The organism is Geothrix paludis (genome assembly GCF_022808815.1).
GTDB lineage: Bacteria > Acidobacteriota > Holophagae > Holophagales > Holophagaceae > Geothrix > Geothrix paludis.
On sequence record NZ_JAKZLC010000002.1, the window covers coordinates 96249 to 116654 of the forward strand.

A 20406-nucleotide genomic window follows, 5' to 3' on the forward strand; every position below is an offset into this window, starting at 1 on the left:
CCCAGGAGTCCCCGATGTCCCACGGATCCGAACCCCAGGAGATCAAGGGCCTGCCTGCCAATGCGCGGCGGGCACTGAGTCCCGGCGAGGCCTACGTGCCGCTGGTGCCCCAGGATGGCGTGCCCGAGACCACGCCCCGCGCCATCACCATGGGCCTCATCTTCTGCGCCATCTTCAGCATGGCCGCCGCCTACCTGGCCCTGAAGCTGGGCCAGGGCATCGAGGCGGCCATCCCCATCGCCATTCTGGCCGTGGGCCTCTCTCGCTTCTTCCCCCGTAAGAACACGATCCTCGAGAACGTCATCGTCCAGAGCATCGGTGCCAACAGCAGCCACGTGGTGAGTGGCGCCGCCTTCACCATCCCGGCCCTCTACATCCTGGCCCAGACGCCCGGCAGCGGTGTGCCCACGCCCACGCTGTGGCAGGTGGTGCTGGTGAGCTTCCTGGGCGGCTGCATCGGCATCTTGTTCCTGGTGCCCCTGCGCCACCACTTCATGGTGGAGAACCACGGCATCTTCCCCTGGCCCGAGGCCACCGCCACCGCCGAGATCCTCGTGACGGGCGAGAAGGCCGGCAACCAGGCCAAGGAGCTGGCCATTGCCGCCGGCATCGGCGCTTTGTATGACGGCATCACCTCGATCTTCCGCGGCATGGGCGAATACATCCGCCTCGAGCACGTCTGGGTGGGCAAGGCGCTCCGTGAGAAGTTCATGAGCTTCAACTTCCTGAACAGCGCGGCCACGCTCGGCATCGGCTACATCATCGGCCTGCGCTACTCCGCCGTCATCGCCGCAGGCTCCTTCTTCAGCATGTTCGTGCTGGTGCCCCTCTTCCACGCCATCGGCCAGCACGTGCCGCTGGTCGTGGCGCCGGGCTCGAAGCTCATCGCCGACATGACGCCGGAGCAGGTCTTCTTCGCCTACGTGCGCATCATCGGCGTGGGCGCCATCGCGGGCGCGGGCGTCATGGGCGTGTTGGCCTCCATGCCCAACATGATCCGCAGCATCATCAGCAACATGAAGGCCCTCATGGACCGCGACGCGGCGGCCGAGTCCCCCAAGGCCGCCATCCGCACGGAGCGCAGCCTGGCGGGCTCCATGATCGCCGTGGGCCTCGTCACCAGCATGGTGGGCACGATGGCCTTCCTCAGCTTCGGTCTCGGCATCAAGCAGGCCCTGGTGCCCGCCCTCATCGCCACCCTCGTGGTGATGGTCATCTCCTTCTTCTTCGCGCCCGTGGCGGCCCGCGCCATCGCCACCATCGGCACCAACCCCATCAGCGGCATGACCATGCTGACCCTGGTCATCACCGGCGTGCTGATGCTGAGGCTGAACTTCACCGGCGGCTACGGCATGTTCCTCACCATGATGGTGGGCGGCATCGTGTGCACGGCCCTGGCGGCCTCCGGCGCCTTCAGCACGGACCTCAAGATCGGCCACTGGATCGGGGCCACGCCCGCGCGCCAGATCGGCTGGAAGTTCGTGGGCACCTTCGTGGCGGCCCTCTTTACGGGCATCGCCATGTGGCTCATGGCCAAGCAGGTGAACCTGGATGGCACCATGGCCCTGGGCACCTCCATCCCCGCGCCCCAGGCCAGCGCCATGAAGGCCATCCTCGAGGGCATCTTCGGCAGCACGGCCATGCCCCTGCGCTGGTACTGCTTCGGCCTGGGCATCATGCTCTCCCTCGTGCTGCGCATGGTGGAGCTTCCCGCCCTGGGCTTCGCGCTGGGCATGTACCTGCCCATCGAGCTGAACACGCCCCTCTTCCTGGGCGGCATCCTGGCCCACCTGGTGAACCGGCCCAAGCCCGGCACCAGCGAGGCCGACGCCAAGGCCCGCGAGAACCGCGGCGTCCTCATCGCCAGCGGCCTCATGGCCGGCGGCGCCATCATGGGCGTGGTAGCCAGCTTCGTGAAGCTCAAGTGGACCGAGGGCTTCCCCCTCCTCACGACCCACCAGGCCGAAGGCGCCCTGGGCGAGTGGCTCGGCCTCGCGGCCCTCGTGGCCCTGTGCCTCTACGTCGTCGTCTACAGCCGGCGAGCGAAGGGCGAGGCGTAGCCGATCGCCAGTAAAAAGGAATCTGATAAGCGGAGGAAAGCAGAGAAGCGGAGGAAAGCGGAGGGAATGACGAATCCAGCATCTCCGCTTTCCTTCGCCCCTCCGCTCTCCTCCGCTTTTTAAATTCCGTTCGTTCGTTCTGGTCTTTTCAAGCCTTCACGCAGTCGAGCAGCACCGCCTGTACGCCCCGGGTGCCCACCGCCAGATCCCCGCTCTCGAACCATCTCTGCCCGCCCTGCCAGTCTGTGATGACCCCTGCCGGCCTCCCGCACCAGCAGGGCGGCGCTGCCGGCGCGGCGGATGCCCTTGGCCCTGGGGAACACGCGGCCGAGGGCGGCATTGAAGACCGGCCAGCGCTCGCCCAGCTGGAACGCAAACCCCGTGGCCAGGAAGGCCCCGTCCAGGCCTTCCTGCTGCGACACGCGCATGGGCTTGCCGTTCCAGGTGGCGACCATGCCCTGCATGGCCAGGAAGGTGTCGGCGCGCAGGAATCCAGCACGCAGCCCACTACGAGGCCCTCCGCGTCCCATAGGGCCACGGAGACGCACCAGTAGGAATCCTGAGGACGTGAGCCGGGCTCGGCTGAAGCTTCATCTCAACCAGAGGGTGGAACTGATGGAAGAGCTGAAGTCGCATGGGTGAACCGTAGGATTGATGGCCAGGGTGGAAGCATTCACGACGAGGGCATCTTTTCCCTTGAAAAAGACGACCCATCGCCAGATTATCTATCTGCTTAATCCACCCCACTCATCTGATTTGGCTCGCGAAGCACCAAGGGATGCAGCATGTTGCCCCCCCGGTTCGTCAGCTACCTTATTTTCCTCCTGCTGGTCGCCGGACCTGCACTGCGGGGGCAGACCTCCACCACTGGGGCAGTCACCGGTTTGGTGTGTGACACCGGAGGTACACCCCTGACGGGCGCCAGGATTCGCGCGACCTCACCGCAAATCCAGCGAACGACCGCCTCGGACCGGGAGGGCGGGTTCCATCTCGCCCTGCTCAATCCCGGCGACTGGATCCTGGAGTTCACGCTGGCGGGCTACACCACCCTCTCCCTGCCCCTTACCGTCACCACCAACAATGTCCACCCTGTAAAAGTCAAGATGGCACCGTTGGGACAGGCGCGGGTCGAGGTTGTGGCCGAGGCCCTGCAGGTGGACTTGAGCACGAACACCCAGGGCTCCAGCTTGACCGCCCCCGACCTTGAGCGGTTGCCCACTGGCCGGGGCTTGAGCGACCTGCTCCTGCTCGGGCCCGGGGTGGAGGATTCGGGCTTCACGAGCACCGGCACCACCAACTGGAATGGCAACCCTTCGGTGAGCGGCGCGTCTTCCCTGGAAAACCTCTACCTGCTCGACGGCCTGGTGACCAACGACTTCCGCACCGGCTTTCAGGGTGCTGCATTGCCCAAGGAATGGGTCAAGCAGGTGGAGGTTCAGACCGGCGGCTTCGCCCCGGAATATTCGGCGCTCGGCGGTGTCGTGGTGGCCGTCACCAAGCAGGGCACCAACACGTTCGCCGGCTCCCTGACTTACACCTCGACCCTGCCGAAGCTGCAGGCGCGCGCGAAGTACAACCCGGCCGCAGGCCAGCTGAAACCCAACGACCCGCAGCGGACTTGGGACACCACCTTCACCGTCGGCGGGCCCCTGCAGGAGAATCGGCTGTTTTACTTCCTCGGCGGGAACTTCAACCGGGTGGAGCCCGATCCGGCCTCAGTGACCCCCAACAACCAGGGCCTCCGGTCCGATCCAGCGAAGGATGACACTCGCAATCTGTACGGCAAGCTGAACTGGTTCCCACATCCGGAACACCAGCTGACCTTCGCGCTTCAGGACCGAAACCGTGATCAGAGCCAAGACAACCGTTATCCCTCACCCAACGGCACGGCTCAACTCGGTGCCGCAGTCCACGACCGCACCCGGAACCTGAGCCTCAACTGGGACTGGATCATCAGTCCGTCCATGATGCTGGCCGTCAAGGCCGGACGCTCCCAATTCAAATCGGACCGAACCCCGACGGACGGCTCAGAGGTCCGCGTGAACGACCAGATGTACTTCAGCCCGCTGGGGCCCTGGGGATCAAATTCCCTACCGGCGTCAACCCTTCCCGGCGACGTCTTCCCGTACGGCGGACCAGGGACGTATACCCCGGAGAGCGTCATCACCACGCGCCAGCTGCGCGCCGATTTCAGCTGGCTCACCGGCAACCACATTCTGAAGTTCGGAATCAGCCGGATCCTGCCGGAGTGGACTCTCCAGGGTCGAACCACCGGCGGCTATGCCATCACCATCTACCAATTCAACTCAGGGCCCAACCGCTACCAGTTCCGCGGCCTGAGGCGCTCCTTCTTCTCGCAGGATTCACATGCATCCGGCGACTACTCGGCCCTGTACGCCCAGGACACCTGGGAGGTCCGGCCAGGTTTGCGGCTGATGTACGGCCTCCGCTACGAGGGCCAGGAGCAGCGGGACAACCAGGGCGCGACCTTCCTCAAGTTCACCAGGGCCAAGGATGTCACCCAGCCGCGCCTCGGCTTCACCTGGGACCTCATGGGCGATGGCCGCCGCAAGCTGAGTGGGAGCTACGGCCGATTCTACGAGCAGATCCCCCTCAACCCGGTGATGACCAGGGGCGGAGGGTACTTCAGCCGCTGGGAGAACTACAGCCCCGCCAGCGCCAGCTACGACCTCTCCACCCGCGCTTGGTCCATCACCGGGGTTCCCGACGGCATCCCCGGACTCGACCCGCACTCAACCTACGATAACTCCGCATTCTGGGGGACAAGGTCGCCCATCGCCGAAGGCATCCAGCTCCCGCGGCGCGATGAGTACACCCTCGGCTACGACCACCTCTTCGCCAGCGGCTGGCTCGCCGGTATCCACGGCCGCTGGCGCAAGCTGACCAACGTCATCGAGGACTCGGTGCCAACCGACAGGGACGGCCATCCCATCGACGGTGAAGGTTTCTCGATCCTCTGGAATCCCAAGGCCGGAGCCACCGTGCGCTGGCGGAACAGTGCCCTGCACAGTGACCCTGGCGCGCTCAACGTGTGGGTGAACGACGTCTTCCCCACGGCCTACAACCTCTACCGGGCCATCGACCTCACCCTGGCCAAGCACGGCCCCGACTACAGCCTCGAGCTCAGTTACACCCTCAGCCGCTTCGAAGGCTCCTACGAGGGCTTGGCCGTGCAGTTCCAGGCCAACGCCAACTTGTCCTTCACCTACGACTACTGGCCCTATGTGGGAGTGGGCCTCCTGCCCCTCGATCACACCCACAGCCTGAAGCTGCTCGCCACCAAGAGCCTTCCGCTCTTTGGCCACACCCTCACGGTCGGCACCTTTTCCCGGCTGGTGAGCGGCATCCCCAGCACCGACTGGGATGGCACCAACGACTTCGGCGACTACGGACCGGCGCACCCCATCGACGGCAGGTACGGCAACCACGGCCGCATGCCCACCCAGGTGGTATGCGACCTCAGCCTGCGCTACGAGATGCGCTTCGGCCGGGTCAAGGTCACGCCTTCCCTGGACGTGTTCAACCTGTTCAATCGGCAGACGGTCACCGGCGTGGACGAGAACAAGGCCTGGGGGAAGTACCCCTACCCGGAAGGCAACCCCACCTGGCGCCAGCCCTGGGCCTGGCTCCCTGGCCGCAATCTGCGCTGGGCCCTGTCCCTGAGCTTCTGAGAGGGGAAGATGTCTGCTCAAAACCTTTCCACAGGCACGTTCCTCGGCCCGTATCGCGTGCTCGAGTTGCTGGGCAAGGGCGGGATGGGCGAGGTGTACCGCGCCCATGATCCGAAGCTTGGGCGGGAGGTGGCGATCAAGGTCCTCCCGGCGGCCTTCGCCGAGAGCGCCGAGCGGCTTCGACGCTTCGAGCATGAGGCCCGCGCGGCGAGCGCGCTGAACCACCCGAACATCCTCACGATCTATGAACTCGGCACCCACGAGGGCTCCCCCTTCCTGGTCATGGAACTGCTCGAGGGGCTCACCCTGCGGGAGTTGATGAAACAGGGTCCGTTGACGGCGGGACGCATTGCAGAGCTGGGAGCGCAGATCGCTGAAGGGCTTGCGGCAGCGCACGAGCGGGGGATCATCCACCGCGACATCAAGCCCGAAAACCTCTTCCTCACCCGGCGCGGGGTGGTGAAGATCCTGGACTTCGGCTTGGCCAAGTCCGGTGGCGTGGAGAATAAGTCCACCTCGGTGACGACACTCGGAACCGGCACCGGGATGGTGGTGGGGACGGCGTCCTACATGAGCCCCGAGCAGGCGACCGGGAAGCCCGTGGGGTTCGCAACCGACCAGTTCAGCCTCGGCGTGGTGCTCTATGAGATGGTGGCCGGGATGCGTCCCTTCACCGGCGATTCGATTACGGAGACCCTGGCGGCGATCGTACGGGACAAACCTGCGCCGCTGGAAAGCCTGGCACCGGGTATCCCGGCGGGTCTCACCACGATCGTCCAGCGCTGCCTGGCGAAGGATCCCACCGAACGCTACAGGAACGACGGTGAACTTGCGGAGGCACTGGCGGCAGTGGCGACCAAGGAGGGCGCGCCGATACTCCGTTTCCCGTCCAGACCCCAGGCTGGTCTGCGACTTCCCCGCAGGGGACTGCTGGCCGCCGCCGGAGTGGCGCTGGCCGCAGCTCTCGGCTTCCTCCTGTGGTGGCGCCCCTGGGTGCCTTCCGCGCCAAGGTGGGACGATCACCTCGCGCTTGTCCTGCCCCTGGAGAACCGGACCGGGGACCCCGCCCTGGACGATCTGGGCCAGCAGGCCGCGGACCTGGTACGTCAGGACCTGGAGAAGGTGAAGAACCTGAAGTTGGCCGGGAGCCCCGGGGGGCGCGATACGCACCGTCTGGCGGTGGCCACCCGGGCGCGGCTTGTAACTACCGGAAGCTACGCACGGCGCGGCCGCGACCTGGTGTTCCAGGCCCGGCTCGAGGATCCGTGGACAGGCACGACCATCTACTCCTTGGGGCCATGGCAGGCCCCGGCAGAGGACCCCACCGCCGCGCTGAAGGAGCTCCGGCAGTACCTGGCCGGAGCGGTCGCCATCTCCCTCTGCGACAACGGTGGAGCCAGGTTCGGCACGTGGCGGGCACCCCGCCTGGACACCTGGCTGCAGTCGAAGAAGTACTACGAGCAGTTCAATGCCGATCCCGAAGGGACGATTGCGGGCCTGCGTAGGCTCCTGGAAAGTGATCCGGACGGGTTCGACGCCATCGACACGTTGCTCGCCTACATCGCTGTGCCCGGGCGAGCCGAGGAGGCGAGGGCCGTACTGGATGCGGTCGAACCCCGCAGCTCCGGCTACACGTTCGCAGAACAGTGCTTCCTGCGCTACTACCGGGCGAGAACCGAGAACCGGCCTGCGGAAGGCGTCAAAGCCCTGCTGGACGCTCGCGCGGCCTGCGGCGATTTCGAATCGCTCCACTACCATCTCGGGAACCTTTACCTCCGCCTGCACCACGATGGCGGCGCGCTCCGGGAATTCCAGCCGATCATGGATTCGTCAATGTTCTGGGAGGGTTGGTTCGCAGGATGGATCGCCCTCCCCATGGGGAGGATCCTGCACCAGCGGGGAGAGTTCGAGGAGGAGCTCCGGCTGGCTCGCAAGGGCATAGCGGTGGTTCCGGACAACATCCTCTTCCGCGTACGGGAAATTTCGGCGCTCGCAGCCATGGGCCGGACGGCGGAGGTGGAGCAGGCGGTCCAGGCCGGCGGCCTCGTCAAGCCGAGCCGCGGGCTGGCTGGCCCCCCCCGTGCCCTTGAGGCCGTCGCCGCCTCGGAGTTCCATGCCCATGGCCGGGAGGAGGAGGGCCGGCGCTGGGCATCGCGGTTCCTGGATCGCCATCCGCCTTCGGAGGACCCACAGCTGTGGTTCCACACCACCCACATGCTCCGCATGCTCGGGCGGCGGAAGGAGGCGCTGGCCCTGGCGGACGCCCGGCTGGCAAGGGATCCCGGCAATCCGGATCCACTCTCCGATCGAGGGATCCTCCTGGCGGAACTGGGCGAGGCCGCCGAGGCCCGGGCGGTGGAAGCGCAGCTGGCCACGCTTCCACCGCGGCCCGGAGCGATGCCCGGCCATCCGTTCGAACGTGCCTGTGTCCTGGCTGCACTCGGGGAGAAGGAGCGGATGGTCGAACTCCTTCGCCAGACCATTCTGAATGGCCAGAACCTCACCTACGTCCTGACGCACGACGCGGCCTTTCGCAAGTTCCGCGGGTACCCGCCTTTCGAGGACCTGATCAAGCCGGTTGACTAGGACAGGTGCAAACAGGCCTGCAGTTCCCGCTGCACCCCGGGATTCCCCACCACCAGATTCCCCGTCTCGAACCAGCCCTGGCCGCCCTCCCAATCGGTGATCACACCGCCGGCCTCCTGCACCAGCAGGGCGCCGGCGGCGAGGTCCCAGGGCTTGAGGCCCAGCTCGAAGTAGCCGTCGAAGATGCCGCAGGCCACGTGGGCCAGGTCGAGGGCGGCGCTGCCGGCGCGACGGATGCCCTTGGCCCGGGGGAACACGCGGCCCAGGGCGGCATTGAAGGCTGGCCAGCGCTCGCCCAGCTGAAACGCGAAGCCCGTGGCGAGGAAGGCGCCATCCAGTCCCGCCTGCTGCGAGACGCGCATGGGCTTACCGTTCCAGGTGGCACCCATGCCGCGCACGGCCAGGAAGCAGTCGTCCCGCAGGGGATCCAGCACGCAGCCCACCACGGGACCTTCCGCGTCCCACAGGGCCACGGACACACACCAGTGGGGGAAGCCCTGGACGAAGTTGAGCGTGCCGTCGAGGGGGTCGACAATCCAGCGGATGTCAGCGCTGCCATGGCTTCCGCCCTCCTCGCCGAGGAAGCCGTACTGAGGGAAGTGGAAGTCCAGCTCGGCGCGGATGGCGGCCTCGGCGGCTCGGTCGGCCTCACTCACCACGTCGTTCTTGGTCTTCTCGGTGATGGTGGCCGGATCGAGCTTCCGGAAATAGCCCAGCAGCACCTTCCCTCCGGCCTGGGCCGCAGCCATACAGGCCTCCCGTTGCGCGTCGTACATGATCACCATCCCGGCCTGATTATCTTATGGATTCCGATGACCATCCAAAGCCTTGCTGGTCACGGAACCTACGGAAGAAAGCCAGAAGGCACGGAAGAAGAGCGTGAGCGCCCGCACGCCGGGAACCACTAACCCTTCCGTGTCCTCACTGTCCTTCCGTGCCTTCCGTGACCTGCGCTTTAGTTCATTGGAGGCTGGTAGAAATCACTCACCGCTTCGGCGCGCTTCTTCAGCGCCCGGATCATGCCGGGGAACACGAAGAGGTGGAAGGGCAGCACCGAGTACCAGTAGATCAGGCCTAGCACGCCGTGGGGCTCGAAGAAGGCGGTCTGCTCCAGGCGCGAACCCTCGCCTTCGGGCCGCACGGTGAACTGGAGCCAGGCGTGGCCGTCCAGCTTCATCTCGGACCGCAGGCGCAGGAGGCGGTCCTCCTCGACGGCCTCGACGCGCCAGAAGTCCACGGGATCGCCCACGCGGAGCTGCCGCGGGTGCCGCCGCCCCCGGCGCATGCCCATGCCGCGGAACAGCCGGTCCAGGAAACCGCGGATCTGCCACAGCCAGTTGCCGGCGGGCCAGCCGTTCTCGCCGCCCAGCGCGCAGAAGGTCTCGAACACCACGTGGGGCCGCGCCTTGACATGCCGGTGGTGACGCTCGAGGAACATGCCCTCATGGGAGCCCAGGACCTCCTCCTCCTGCTCGCTGGAGAGGCTGGTGGCCCAGGTGGTCTCCACCGCGTCCTCGTCCAGGCGCTGCAGGGCCAGGGCCAAGGCCTCCTTGTAGGCCATGGGGCGCACTTTGAACACCTCAAGGGCGCGGGGGTCGCGCACCACCACCTCGGTGGTCATGCCTTCGATGAGCGGCTTGGCCAGGACCAGCGGGATGGGCGTGACCAGGTCCACCCACAGGGCCGACAGGATCGGCAGCGGCACGCGCATGGGCAGGATGTAGCGGCGCAGGCCCCGGGCCTCGGCGTAGCCCAGCATCATCCGCCGGTAGTCGAGGACATCGCGGCCACCGATCTCGAAGATGCCAGACACATCGGGATGCTCCAGGGCCTCGGTGAGGTAGCCCAGCACGTTGCGCACGCCGATGGGCTGGCAACGGGTGTTGACCCAGCGCGGCGTGATCATGATGGGCAGCCGCTCCGTCAGGTGGCGGATCATCTCGAAGCTGGCGCTGCCGCTGCCCACGATGACGGCGGCCCGGAACTCCAGCACCGGCACGCCCGTGGAACCGAGGGCCGCCCCCACCTCCTGCCGGCTGGCGAGGTGATCGCTCCGGTGGCCCTTGGGATCCCCCAGCCCGCCCAGGTAGATGATCCGCTGCACGCCCGCCTTGGCGCAGGCCGCCGCGAAGACCAGGGCATGGCCCAGGTCCCGGTCGCGGAAGTCCGGCCGGTCCTCGCTCATGGCATGGACCAGGTAGTAGGCCTGGGACACACCCTCCAGAGCCACCGCCAGAGAGGCCGGATCGCTCACGTCCCCCTTCACCGTCTGCACCCCCGGCCAGAGTCGGCCCGCCAGCCGGTCGGGGTTGCGGGCCAGGCAGCGCACGTGGTGGCCGGCGGCGAGGAGGCGGGGCACCAGGCGTCCGCCGATGTAGCCCGTGGCGCCGGTGACGAGGATCAGCGGCCGGCCGGGGTCCATCAGGCTCGCGCCCGTGGGCTGCGGCGAGGTCATGCGGGCACCAGGTCCGCGAAGATGAAGCCATCCCGTTCGACCACTTCACCGTTCTGGACCGCCACCGGATGGCTGAACATCGGGCCGTCCCAAGCGAAGGTGTGGAACTCGCCCCGCTCGCCGCAGGGATCCACCCCGACCGGCAGGTCCGCCAGCAGCCCGGCGTCGAAGGCCCGGCCTGCGAAGGCCGCGTCCAGCGCCCGGGGATCCACGCAGGTCAGGGTGGCCTTCAGGCCCGCAGCCACCATGGCGCGGGAAAGCCCCGCCGTATCCGGATCCCAGATGGGGAACAGGGGCGCCAGGCCCGTGCCTGCCAGCTTCTGGATGCGGTAGTCCCGCACATCCTCCAGGAACAGGTCCCCGAAGGCCATGGCCCTGATGCCTTCGGCCACCGCGCTGGCGCAGGCCTCGGCCATCCGGGCCTCGTAGGCCTCGTTGGGACAGGGCCAGGGCAGCGGCACCTTCCAGAGGGGCAAGCCGACGGCCTCGGCCTGGGCCTCCAGCAGGGATTCCCGCACCGCGTGCATGGCCACCCGCCCGAAGGCCTCGTTGGTGGTGGTGAGGAGGCCCACCACCTCCACCTCCCCGACCTGCCGGAGGGCGTGCAGGGCCCAGGCGGCGTCCTTGCCGCTGGACCAGCTCAGGAGGACCTTCGTCCGTGTCATGGGATCTCCGGGTCCAAGTATGGGTCCTCGCAAATCCTGACGAATTTGGTAAACTTTCCTGGGAGCCTTCCATGCCCAAGGTCATCAACATCGAACCCACGCCCAATCCCGATGCCCTGAAGTTCCTGGTGCACCCGGCCATTCTCAAGGCCGGTTCCCGGTCCTTCAAGGATTTCGGGGCTGCGGTGGGTGATCCGCTGGGCTCGGCGCTCTTCGCCCTGGGCAAGGTGACCTCCGTGTTCTACATGGACCGCTTCGTCACCGTGAACAAGGATCCCTCGGCCGAGTGGACCGATCTCATCGACCCCATCTGCGAATCCATCGAGGACCTGAAGCTGCCCGAGAACGACACCGGCGATGTGGCGCTGACGCCGGGCGGCGACGCGGACGCGACGCTGGAGCGCATCAACCAGCTGCTGGACTCCCGCATCCGGCCCGGCCTGGCGGGCGACGGCGGCGGCCTGGAGGTGATCTCCTTCGACGGCCAGACCCTCCAGATCAGCTACCACGGCGCCTGCGGCTCTTGCCCCTCCTCCACCAGCGGCACCCTGCGCTACATCGAGGGGCTGTTGCAGGAGGAGATCAGCCCCAGCCTTCGCGTCGTGAGCTGGTAGATTCTTTCCAATCTGACCCCTTGCACTGCGGTAAAAGCCCGGCACTCTAAGGGTACCGACTGGAGACATGCGTGAGCCCTGGGAAGGCGGTCAAGCGTCGCAGTGCCAAGGGGAACCATCTTGCCGCGCTGGCGGACCTGCTCAACGCCAGCCGGGAGGACCCGGCCCGGCTCTTCGAGCATGGCCTCGCCCTGCTGGTGGACCGCCTCAACGTGGACCGCGCCCTGCTCACCCGGATCACGGGGCTGGGCTACGAGGTGTTCTGGTGGGCGGTGGCGGACGGCGCCGGCATGAACGGCATCTTCGAGGCCCCCGAGAAGGGCTACTGTCCGTGGGTGATGGCCCACCCGGACCGCCCGCTCACCATCCGGGACGCCTCGCTGGAACCGCGCTGGCGCAAGAGCCCTGGCTACCTGGAACTCGGCATCCGCGCCTACTCCGGCGTGGCCCTGAAGGAAGGCGACAACGTGGTGGGCACCCTGTGCGTCCAGTGCCACGCCCCCAGGACCTTCGACCGCGGCGAGACCGAGCTGATCCGCGCCATGGGGCACCTCATGGCGCGCACTCTCGAATCCGAGAGCATGAAGCAGGAGCTCCGGGGAGCCCTGGACGCGCTGGAGCTCAGCGGCGCCATCGTGGAGGACAGCGCCCTCCAGAGCGCCCGCTCCGGCCTGCCCAACCGCCGCTACCTCGACATCTGGCTGCGCGCCTCGCTGTTCATGGCCCGCCGCCGCAAGGAGCCCATCGCCCTCGCCCTCTGGTCCCAGCCCCTGGTGACGGGCACCCGCGGCCGCCTGGCCGCCGCCGCCGCCCATCTGCGGGGCGAGGATCTGCTCATCGAGCTGTCGGCGGACCAGTACCTGCTGATCATGCCCCACACCAGCGAGGAGGGCGCGGAGGTCCTGCTCACGCGGCTTCGCGGAATCGTGGGCGAGCATCCCACCGGGGCGACGCTGTGGTTCCCCGGGGATGACGACATGACCTTGAAGTCGGCTTTGACGCGCGTCGGCAAAGCCTTCACTGAAGCCAATCGCGAAGGTACGAGCCTGATCTGGAGCCATCGCCGGGGATGAACGGCGACACGCGCGCTGGCCCGTCAGGCAGGTCCATGGGAAGATGAAAAGCTCTGGCACAGCCGGTGGAACCCGGCCCCGTGGAGGTGGATGTTGGAAACTCCGACCTTGGTGAAAGCGGCCCTCAACGCGCTGGAGGGCCAGGGCGCCCCCGGCCGCGAGGACCTCGCCCGATGGTACGAACTGATGCACCTCGGACGCATCCTGGATGACAAGGCGCCGAACTACCTGAAGCAGGCCATCGGCTGGTCGTACCACGCTCCGTGCGCGGGCCACGACGGCATCCAATTGGCCGCCGGACTGGCCTTCCGCGCGGGCCAGGATTTCCTGTTCCCCTACTACCGCGACATGATGACCTGCCTCGCCGCGGGCCTCACGCCCGAGGAGATCATCCTCAACGGCATCTCCAAGGCTACCGACCCCGCCAGCGGCGGCCGCCACATGAGCAACCACTTCGCGAAGCCGTCCATCGGCATCCAGAACGTGTCCAGCCTCACGGGCAACCACACCCAGCACGCCGTGGGCCTCGCCCGCGCGGTGAAGTACTATGGCCGCGACAGCGTGGTGTTCTGCAGCCAGGGCGAATCCTCGCTGTCCGAAGGCTACTGCTCCGAGAGCATCAACGGCGCCGACCGCGAGCAGCTGCCCGTGGTCTTCGTGGTCCAGGACAACGGCTACGGCATCTCCGTGCCCAAGCACGACCAGAGCGCCAACGACTACATCTGCGACAACTTCAGCGGCTACTCCAACCTGAAGATCATCAAGTGCGACGGGCTGGACCTCCTGGATTCCATGCGCGCCATGGCGGAGGCCATCGCCCACATCCGCACCGGCCAGGGCCCGGCCATGGTCTACGCCATGTGCGTGCGCATCGGCAGCCACTCGAACTCGGACCGCCACGAGCTCTACCGCGACGACGCGGAGCGGGCCGAGGCGAAGGCCAAGGATCCCCTGCCCCGCTTCCGCGCCTACTGTCTGGCGAACGGCCTCGCGGAGGAGGAGCTGAAGGCCATCGAGACGGAGAACCAGGCCCGCTACCTGGCGGCCCACGACAAGGCCATGGCCGCGCCGAACCCCGATCCCGCCACCATCTACGACTTCGTCATCCCCGAGGGCTGGATCTCCGCGCAGTATCCGGACGGCACGCACCACGCCGAGGGCAGCCCCGTCAGCGTGATCACCGCCCTCAACCAGACCCTGAAGGAGGAGTTCCGCCACAACCCCGACACCTTCATCTGGGGCCAGGACATGGCCAACAAGGAGAAGGGCGGCATCTTCAACGTGTCGAAGGGGATGCAGCAGGAGTTCGGCGAGAAGCGGGTCTTCAACGCCCCCATCGCCGAGGACTTCATCGTCGGCACCGCCAACGGCTTCTCCCGCCTGGACGACAAGATCCGCGTGGTGGTGGAGGGCGCCGAGTTCGCCGACTACATCTGGCCCGCCGCCGAGCAGATCGTGGAGTGCAGCCACGACTACTGGCGCAGCAATGGCCAGTTCTCCCCCAACGTCACCATCCGCCTGGCCTCCGGCGGCTACATCGGCGGCGGCCTCTACCACTCGCAGAACGTCGAAGGCTGGCTCACCACCCTGCCCGGCATCCGCGTGGTGGTGCCCGCCTTCGCCGACGACGCCGCGGGCCTGCTGCGCACGGCCCTGCGCAGCCGCGGCACCACCCTCTACCTCGAGCCGAAGTTCCTCTACAACGCGAAGATGGCCCAGGCCGTGGTGCCGCCGGACTTCGCCGTGCCCTTCGGCAAGGCCCGCGTCCGCCGCGAAGGCACGGACCTCACCATCCTCGCCTACGGCACGCCGGTCCACTTCGCCCTGGAAGCCGCGGCCAAGCTGGAGAAGGAAGGCAAGTCCGCCGAGGTGATCGACCTCCGCAGCCTCAGCCCCCTGGACACGCCTGCCATCCTCAAGTCCGTGAAGAAGACCCACCGCGTGCTCATCGCCCACGAGGACAAGGTCTTCGGCGGTTTCGGCGGTGAGCTGGCGGCCATCTGCGCCTCCGAGTGCTTCGTCTGGCTCGACGCGCCCGTGGAGCGCGTGGGCTCCGAGTTCACGCCCGTGGGCTTCAACCGAATCCTCGAGCGCGCCATCCTCCCCAACGCCGACAAGGTGCTGGCCGCCGCGCGCAAGGTGCTGGCGTTCTAAGAAGAAGCAACCGCGAAACACGCGAAGCCCTGCGGGCACGCGAAAAGCATCCAAGGCATGGGCCTTTGCCCTTTCTTTATTTCGCGCCCATTCGCGCCTTTCGCGGTTCCAGTCTCTTCCCCTGAGGAGTCACCCATGCAGTTCGGTCCCTGGGATGTCCAGATCGTCAGCGGCGGCACCTTCCGGCTGGATGGCGGCGCCATGTTCGGCACCGTGCCGAAGGTCGTCTGGAACAAGCTCTACCCCGCCGACGAAGAGAACCAGATCCTCATGGCCACCAACTGCCTGCTGATCCGCGGCGAGGTGGACGGAAGAAAGCACGTCATCCTCGTGGACAACGGCAACGGGGACAAGGAGAGCGACGACTTCATGGCCCGCTTCAAGTTCGAGGGCCGGGGCGTGCTGGACGCGAACCTGGCGAAGCACGGCGTGAAGCCCGAGGACATCACCCTCTGCATCCTCACCCACCTGCACTTCGACCATGCGGGCGGCAGCACGCGCTTCGACGGCGACGGGAAGGTGGTGCCCAGCTTCCCCAACGCCCGCTATGTGGTGCAGGCGAAGGATCTCGCCGACGCGAAGCACCCCCACCTGCGCGTGAAGGCCAGCTACCTCCCGCAGAACTGGGAGCCCCTGGAGGCCGCGGGCCTCCTCGATACCGTCAACGGCATCGCGGAGATCCTGCCCGGCATCTCCGTGCGCCCCGCCCCGGGCCACATCGAGGGCCTGCAGAACGTCATCGTCGAAGGCGGCGGGAAGCGCCTGGTCTACCTGGCGGACCTCATTCCCACGGCCCGCCACATCCAGCCCGCCTGGTGCATGGGCTACGACCTGGACGTGGTGACCTGCGTGAACGAGCGCCAGAAACTGCTGGACGAGGTGACGGGCACGGGCACCGTCTGCGTCTTCGAGCACGACCCCGAGTTCCCCGCCGGCACCGTCAGCCGGGACGCCAAGGGGAAGTACGTGGTGGCTCCGGTCCAGGTGTAGGCCGGTAAGGGCACAAACCGGCTGTTCCAACAAATAGATTCGATTTATTCCAGGATGAGACTAGGCTGGATCGCCGTACCCGATCAGCCTGGGTCCACCCTGGGCCCTTGGCATCCTCCCAACTTTCTTCTCTGGAGGCTCCATGGCCACCAAGCAGATGAACGTCAAATCCGACGGGTTCAATCCGAACACGCTGTCGGTGAACAAGAACCAGGACTCCGTGCACTTCGTGCAGAGCGGCCAGGGGGCGCCCACTTCGGTGACCCTCAGCAGCTCGGCGCTCTTCGGCCAGACCACCTGCACGGTGGACCCCAACACGACCGGGACGAACATCTACCCGGTGCTGGCGACGGTCACCGACGGGGACTACATCGTGTCCCTACCGCCTTCACCCAAGTTGACCAAGGACAGCGGCACCATCAACGTCACCGGCTGAGGCGCACCACGCCGGCCGTCGCCGGTTCCCCGCGCTCCAGCCGCCGGGCCCGGTCCTCCCAGGGGGCGAGAACCCGCGCGAGATGGGGGTTCTCGCCCGTGGACGCGGCCAGGTCCTTCAGGGCCTCCCGCGCTCCTTCCCGGCGCCCCTCCCGCGGGGATCGCTCCGCTTCAAGAAGGCGCAGTGTGGCCCGGAGGGCCAAGGCCTCGGCCCAGCGGGGACGGGCCCGGAGAAGGGACTCCGCCTTGGCCTGCCCCTGGGCCAGGGCCGGGCCTGCGTCCCGTCCCCAGGCCTGCTCCCATTCGGCCTGGGCGCGCCAGAGCTGCCCCAGCGCCAGCAAGGATTCCTGCGAGGCGGGATCCACGGCCAGCGCGTGATCGAAGGCATCCCGTGCGGCCACGAAATCCGCCTCCGCCGCCCGGGCCCAGGTGGCCTTCCACTGGGCGTAGGCGGCCCGGAGTTGCCCCAGGTTGTGCCACGTGTCGCGGTTCTTGGGATCCATGGCCAGGGACTGGGCCAGGATGGCCTCTCCCGCCTGCACCTGGGCGCGGGGATCCGCCCCCGTGCGCACCGCCCAGGCCACCCGCAGGGCGCAGCAGTGGCCGGCATTGTCGAGGAGCCCCTGGCTCCCCGGAGCGGCGCGACGCCCCTGCTGCACCACCGTCTCGGCCTCCGCCAGGGTCCGCGGGGAAGCCGACCACCGGCTCTCCGTGATGAGCTGGTCGGAGAGGTTCAGGTAGCCGTAGGACTGGGCCGGGGCCGCCTGGATCGCCCGCCGGTAGCAGGCCCTCGCCCGATCGCTCCAGGAAGCCGGATCCTCCCCCCGCTCCCAGGCCTCCCGGGCCAGCTCGGACCAGGCCATGCCCTCCCCATTGTGGAGGTTGGGAATCGCCGCGTTGATGGCCAGGCCCTGGCGGTTCAGCTCGGCGGCGCGCTGCAGCAGCGACCGGGCATCCTCCCCCCGCGCCCGGGCTCGGAGGGCCTGGGCATAGGCCACCTTCCCCAGCAGGAAGTAGGGGACGAAGTGTTTGGGATTCAGGGCGCGGGCCCGATCCAGGGCCTCGATGGCGCCCTGGAGGTCCGCCTCGGGCCGGGCGGCGGCGGGAAGCCCGGCCCGCTGTTCCAGGCAGGCGCCGAGGTTGATCCAGGCCGGCAGGAGGTGCGGCTCCATCCGGGTGGCCGCCCGGAACCCCTCGATGGCCGCGCCGAGGTGCGCGGAGGGATCCCGGCCTTGGCTGTCCTCGAACTGGGCGAGGGCCCGGCGCACCAGGCCGATGTGGTTCCACACCGAGTAGTCGCGCTTTTCCTCCGAGAGCCCGTCAAAGGCGGCGAGGGCCCAGGAGAGGGGCTCCGTCGGGTCGAGGCTGCGCTGGAGACGGGCATTCCCCAGCAGGTAGTAGGCCTTGCCCAGGGCCACCCGCGCGTCCGCCCGGGCGGGGCCTGCGGTCACGGCCTTCCAGCAGGCCGCCACCGCTTCCTGGGCGAGGTCCACGGCATCCTCGCCGCGAGTCGCCCGCACATCCGCCAGGTTGCCTTGCAGCGCGGCCTGGAGGATCAGGGAAGGCACATGGTCCGGCTGGAGCCGCAGCGCGGTATCCAGGGCCGCCATGCCACGGTCGAAGGGCCCCTGGACATCCCCCTGCCCGTACTTCTCCATGAAGAAGGCGTTGTTCTCCAGATCGGCGGTTGCGGCGTACACGGCGGGCACGCTGCGCCCGGTGGCGGCGGCGGCTTGCAGAGCCTGACGCCCCTCCTCGAAGTCCCGATGCGCGCCCTCCCGGTCGCCCTGGTTCCACTTCTGCCAGGCCTGGGCCTGCAGGAGGGAACCCCGCAACAAGGGTGCTTCGTAGAACCAGGGCTGCTCGGTGCCCAGAGCTTTCAGCCGAACCAGGGCCTCGCCCAGCCGCCCTTCGTAGAAGGCCAGCAGCGCCTCCAGGTAGGCGGGCGAGGGCACGTCCGCGCCCTTGGCCTGGCGGAGGAAGGCGAGGGCCGGATCCCGCAGGGTGCGCTCCACTTCCCGCAGGCGGGCCTCCCGCTGATCCGCGGAGGCGATGCGCTCCGCTTCCAGGAGCCGGTCCCGGTACTGCTGGCCGAGGGCGAGGCTCAGGGCGTAGGCCACGCGGGGCTGCCGGTAGCCCGCGTCCCATGCCATCTGCAGGTGCTCCCGGGCCTTCTCCACGTCGTCCAGCGTCCAGTGGCCCAGGCCCAGGGCGTAGTGGCCCGGCCCGTTGGCGATGGCGCCAGCCTGGGCCATGTCGGCCTGGAGCCGGGTCATCTGGTCCCGCACGGCCTGAAGATCTGGCCGGATGTCGTGGGGCGGCGACAGCGCGGAGTAGCGGGCCGTGGCGTCGATGCGGGCAGTGGCCTCGGTAAACTGCTGGGCGAGGCGCTCCCGGCGGCTGGCGTCGCGTCGCGTCTTCACCGCGACGCCCAGGGCCACCAGCACGGCCAGCGCGGCCACGGCGCCCACGGCCGCCAGCTGCCGGTGCTTGCGGAGCTTGCGCTGGACGCGGTACCAGAGCCCCGTGGGCCGTGCCAGCACCGGGTCCCCGGCGAGGAAGCGGTCGAGATCCTCGGCGAGGGCGCGGGCGGACTCGTAGCGGCGGCCGCGCTCCTTCTCCAGGCACTTGAGGGTGATGGCCTCCAGGTCGCGGGGAACGTCCAGGCCCTGCCCGCGCATGGACGGAACCTCATGGGCGGCGATGGCGCCCAGGATCTCCAGCGCGTTGGCTCCGGTGACCGGCGGGCGCCCAGTCACGGCGTGGTAGAGCGTGGCGCCCAGGCTGTAGATGTCCGTGCGGCGGTCCAGCCGCGAGACCTCTCCGCGGGCCTGCTCCGGGGACATGTAGGAGGGCGTGCCCAGCACCGAGCCCGTCTCGGTGACATCCTGGTCCCAGTCCCGGGCCAGCCCGAAGTCCATGACAAAGGTGCGCAGGGCGCCGTCCTCCGTGCGCTCCACCATGATGTTGGAGGGCTTGAGGTCCCGATGGATGATCCCCACCCGGTGGGCCTCCTGGACGCCCAGGGCCGCGTCCCGCACCACCATGGCCCGCTGCTCCAGCGACAGCTCGGCGGCCGCCAGGTCGAAGGGCCGCCCACCGAGACACTGCATGGCGATGAAGACCCGGCCCTCCACCTCGCCCACTTCGAAGACCTTGCACACGTGCTCGTGATCCACCCGCGCCTGGGCCCGGGCCTCCAGCATGAAGCGCGCGAGGTGGCGGTCGTCGTCCAGGCGCACGAACTTGATGGCCACCATGCGGCCCAGGCGGCGATCGCGGCAGCGGAACACCTTGCCCATGCCACCCTGCCCCAGGAAGCCCAGGCACTCGTAGCGGTCCCAGCCCGGCACCGGGAAGGCCGGCGGGCCAGATCCGGCCGCGCGAACGGGCGCGTCCAGGGTCAGGCCGCTCCCGGGCGCTGACCCAGGCCCGGGCCCAGGCTCGGACTTGGGCTCGCGGCCATCCAGGGTCTCGGCCCGGGACAACAAGGGATCCAGGTGACGCGCCTTCGGGTCTTCATCCATCTGCGCAGCTCCCAGGGCGAGAAGTTGGCGGCGGAGACCGATATTCAGAATCGAATCATGGCACGTTAGACCCACTCGGAATCAAGGATCAATTTGTCAATTTAAGACCATATGACAGACACCCGTGCCTATGGAGGCGGCCCTCCTCCTCCCGC

The 20406-nt window shown here is 68.0% G+C and carries 13 protein-coding genes; 8 read left to right on the forward strand and 5 right to left on the reverse strand.

Annotated elements, in window-relative coordinates; genetic code table 11:
- The first annotated feature begins 14 nt into the window (after positions 1–14).
- Positions 15–2060, forward strand: coding sequence for an OPT family oligopeptide transporter (locus MLE64_RS05980; RefSeq protein ID WP_243316871.1), 2046 nt, complete (start codon positions 15–17; stop codon positions 2058–2060).
- Positions 2061–2179: 119 nt separating this feature from the next.
- On the opposite strand, the gene MLE64_RS05985 is transcribed toward MLE64_RS05980, so the two are convergent.
- Positions 2180–2608, reverse strand: a complete 429-nt coding sequence (locus MLE64_RS05985) for an FIG domain-containing protein (protein ID WP_243316872.1) — start codon at positions 2606–2608, stop codon at positions 2180–2182.
- Between the two features lie 237 nt (positions 2609–2845).
- Between MLE64_RS05985 and MLE64_RS05990 the strand changes: the two genes are divergently transcribed.
- Together MLE64_RS05990 and MLE64_RS05995 are read left to right on the forward strand one after the other, a co-directional pair.
- Positions 2846–5752 (forward strand): TonB-dependent receptor, encoded by a 2907-nt coding sequence (locus tag MLE64_RS05990; RefSeq protein WP_243316873.1) that lies wholly within the window; start codon positions 2846–2848, stop codon positions 5750–5752.
- Positions 5753–5761: 9 nt separating this feature from the next.
- Positions 5762–8338: a serine/threonine-protein kinase gene (locus MLE64_RS05995; RefSeq protein ID WP_243316874.1), complete on the forward strand. Its 2577-nt coding sequence runs from the start codon at positions 5762–5764 to the stop codon at positions 8336–8338.
- Here the strand turns inward: MLE64_RS05995 and MLE64_RS06000 are convergent.
- From MLE64_RS06000 to MLE64_RS06010, 3 genes are all read right to left on the reverse strand, one after another.
- Positions 8335–9087 (reverse strand): inositol monophosphatase family protein, encoded by a 753-nt coding sequence (locus MLE64_RS06000; protein WP_243316875.1) that lies wholly within the window; start codon positions 9085–9087, stop codon positions 8335–8337. The genes MLE64_RS05995 and MLE64_RS06000 overlap by 4 nt on opposite strands.
- Positions 9088–9293: 206 nt before the next feature.
- Positions 9294–10793 carry an SDR family oxidoreductase gene (locus MLE64_RS06005; protein WP_243316876.1) on the reverse strand — a complete coding sequence of 500 codons (1500 nt, stop codon included), beginning with the start codon at positions 10791–10793 and terminating at the stop codon, positions 9294–9296.
- Entirely contained in the window at positions 10790–11458 is a 669-nt protein-coding gene (locus MLE64_RS06010) for a Dph6-related ATP pyrophosphatase (protein WP_243316877.1), read from the reverse strand. The genes MLE64_RS06005 and MLE64_RS06010 overlap by 4 nt, the downstream gene beginning before the upstream one ends.
- A 71-nt stretch (positions 11459–11529) precedes the next feature.
- On the opposite strand from MLE64_RS06010, the gene MLE64_RS06015 reads away from it, so the two are divergent.
- The 5 genes from MLE64_RS06015 to MLE64_RS06035 all read left to right on the forward strand — a co-directional run bounded on the left by MLE64_RS06015 (position 11530) and on the right by MLE64_RS06035 (position 16725).
- The gene (locus MLE64_RS06015) at positions 11530–12072 is read left to right on the forward strand and encodes a NifU family protein (RefSeq protein ID WP_243288689.1); all 543 of its coding nucleotides are present in this window, start codon (positions 11530–11532) and stop codon (positions 12070–12072) included.
- Positions 12073–12143: 71 nt separating this feature from the next.
- Positions 12144–13145: a sensor domain-containing diguanylate cyclase gene (locus tag MLE64_RS06020; protein WP_243316878.1), complete on the forward strand. Its 1002-nt coding sequence runs from the start codon at positions 12144–12146 to the stop codon at positions 13143–13145.
- Between the two features lie 186 nt (positions 13146–13331).
- Entirely contained in the window at positions 13332–15299 is a 1968-nt protein-coding gene (locus MLE64_RS06025; protein WP_423748248.1) for an alpha-ketoacid dehydrogenase subunit alpha/beta, read from the forward strand.
- 135 nt (positions 15300–15434) lie between these two features.
- Positions 15435–16289 carry an MBL fold metallo-hydrolase gene (locus MLE64_RS06030; protein WP_243316880.1) on the forward strand — a complete coding sequence of 285 codons (855 nt, stop codon included), beginning with the start codon at positions 15435–15437 and terminating at the stop codon, positions 16287–16289.
- 142 nt (positions 16290–16431) lie between these two features.
- Positions 16432–16725 (forward strand): hypothetical protein, encoded by a 294-nt coding sequence (locus MLE64_RS06035; RefSeq protein ID WP_243316881.1) that lies wholly within the window; start codon positions 16432–16434, stop codon positions 16723–16725.
- Here the strand turns inward: MLE64_RS06035 and MLE64_RS06040 are convergent.
- Positions 16715–20251, reverse strand: a complete 3537-nt coding sequence (locus tag MLE64_RS06040; protein ID WP_243316882.1) for a serine/threonine-protein kinase — start codon at positions 20249–20251, stop codon at positions 16715–16717. The two genes, MLE64_RS06035 and MLE64_RS06040, sit on opposite strands and share 11 nt — an antisense overlap.
- Between the last annotated feature and the right edge of the window lie 155 nt (positions 20252–20406).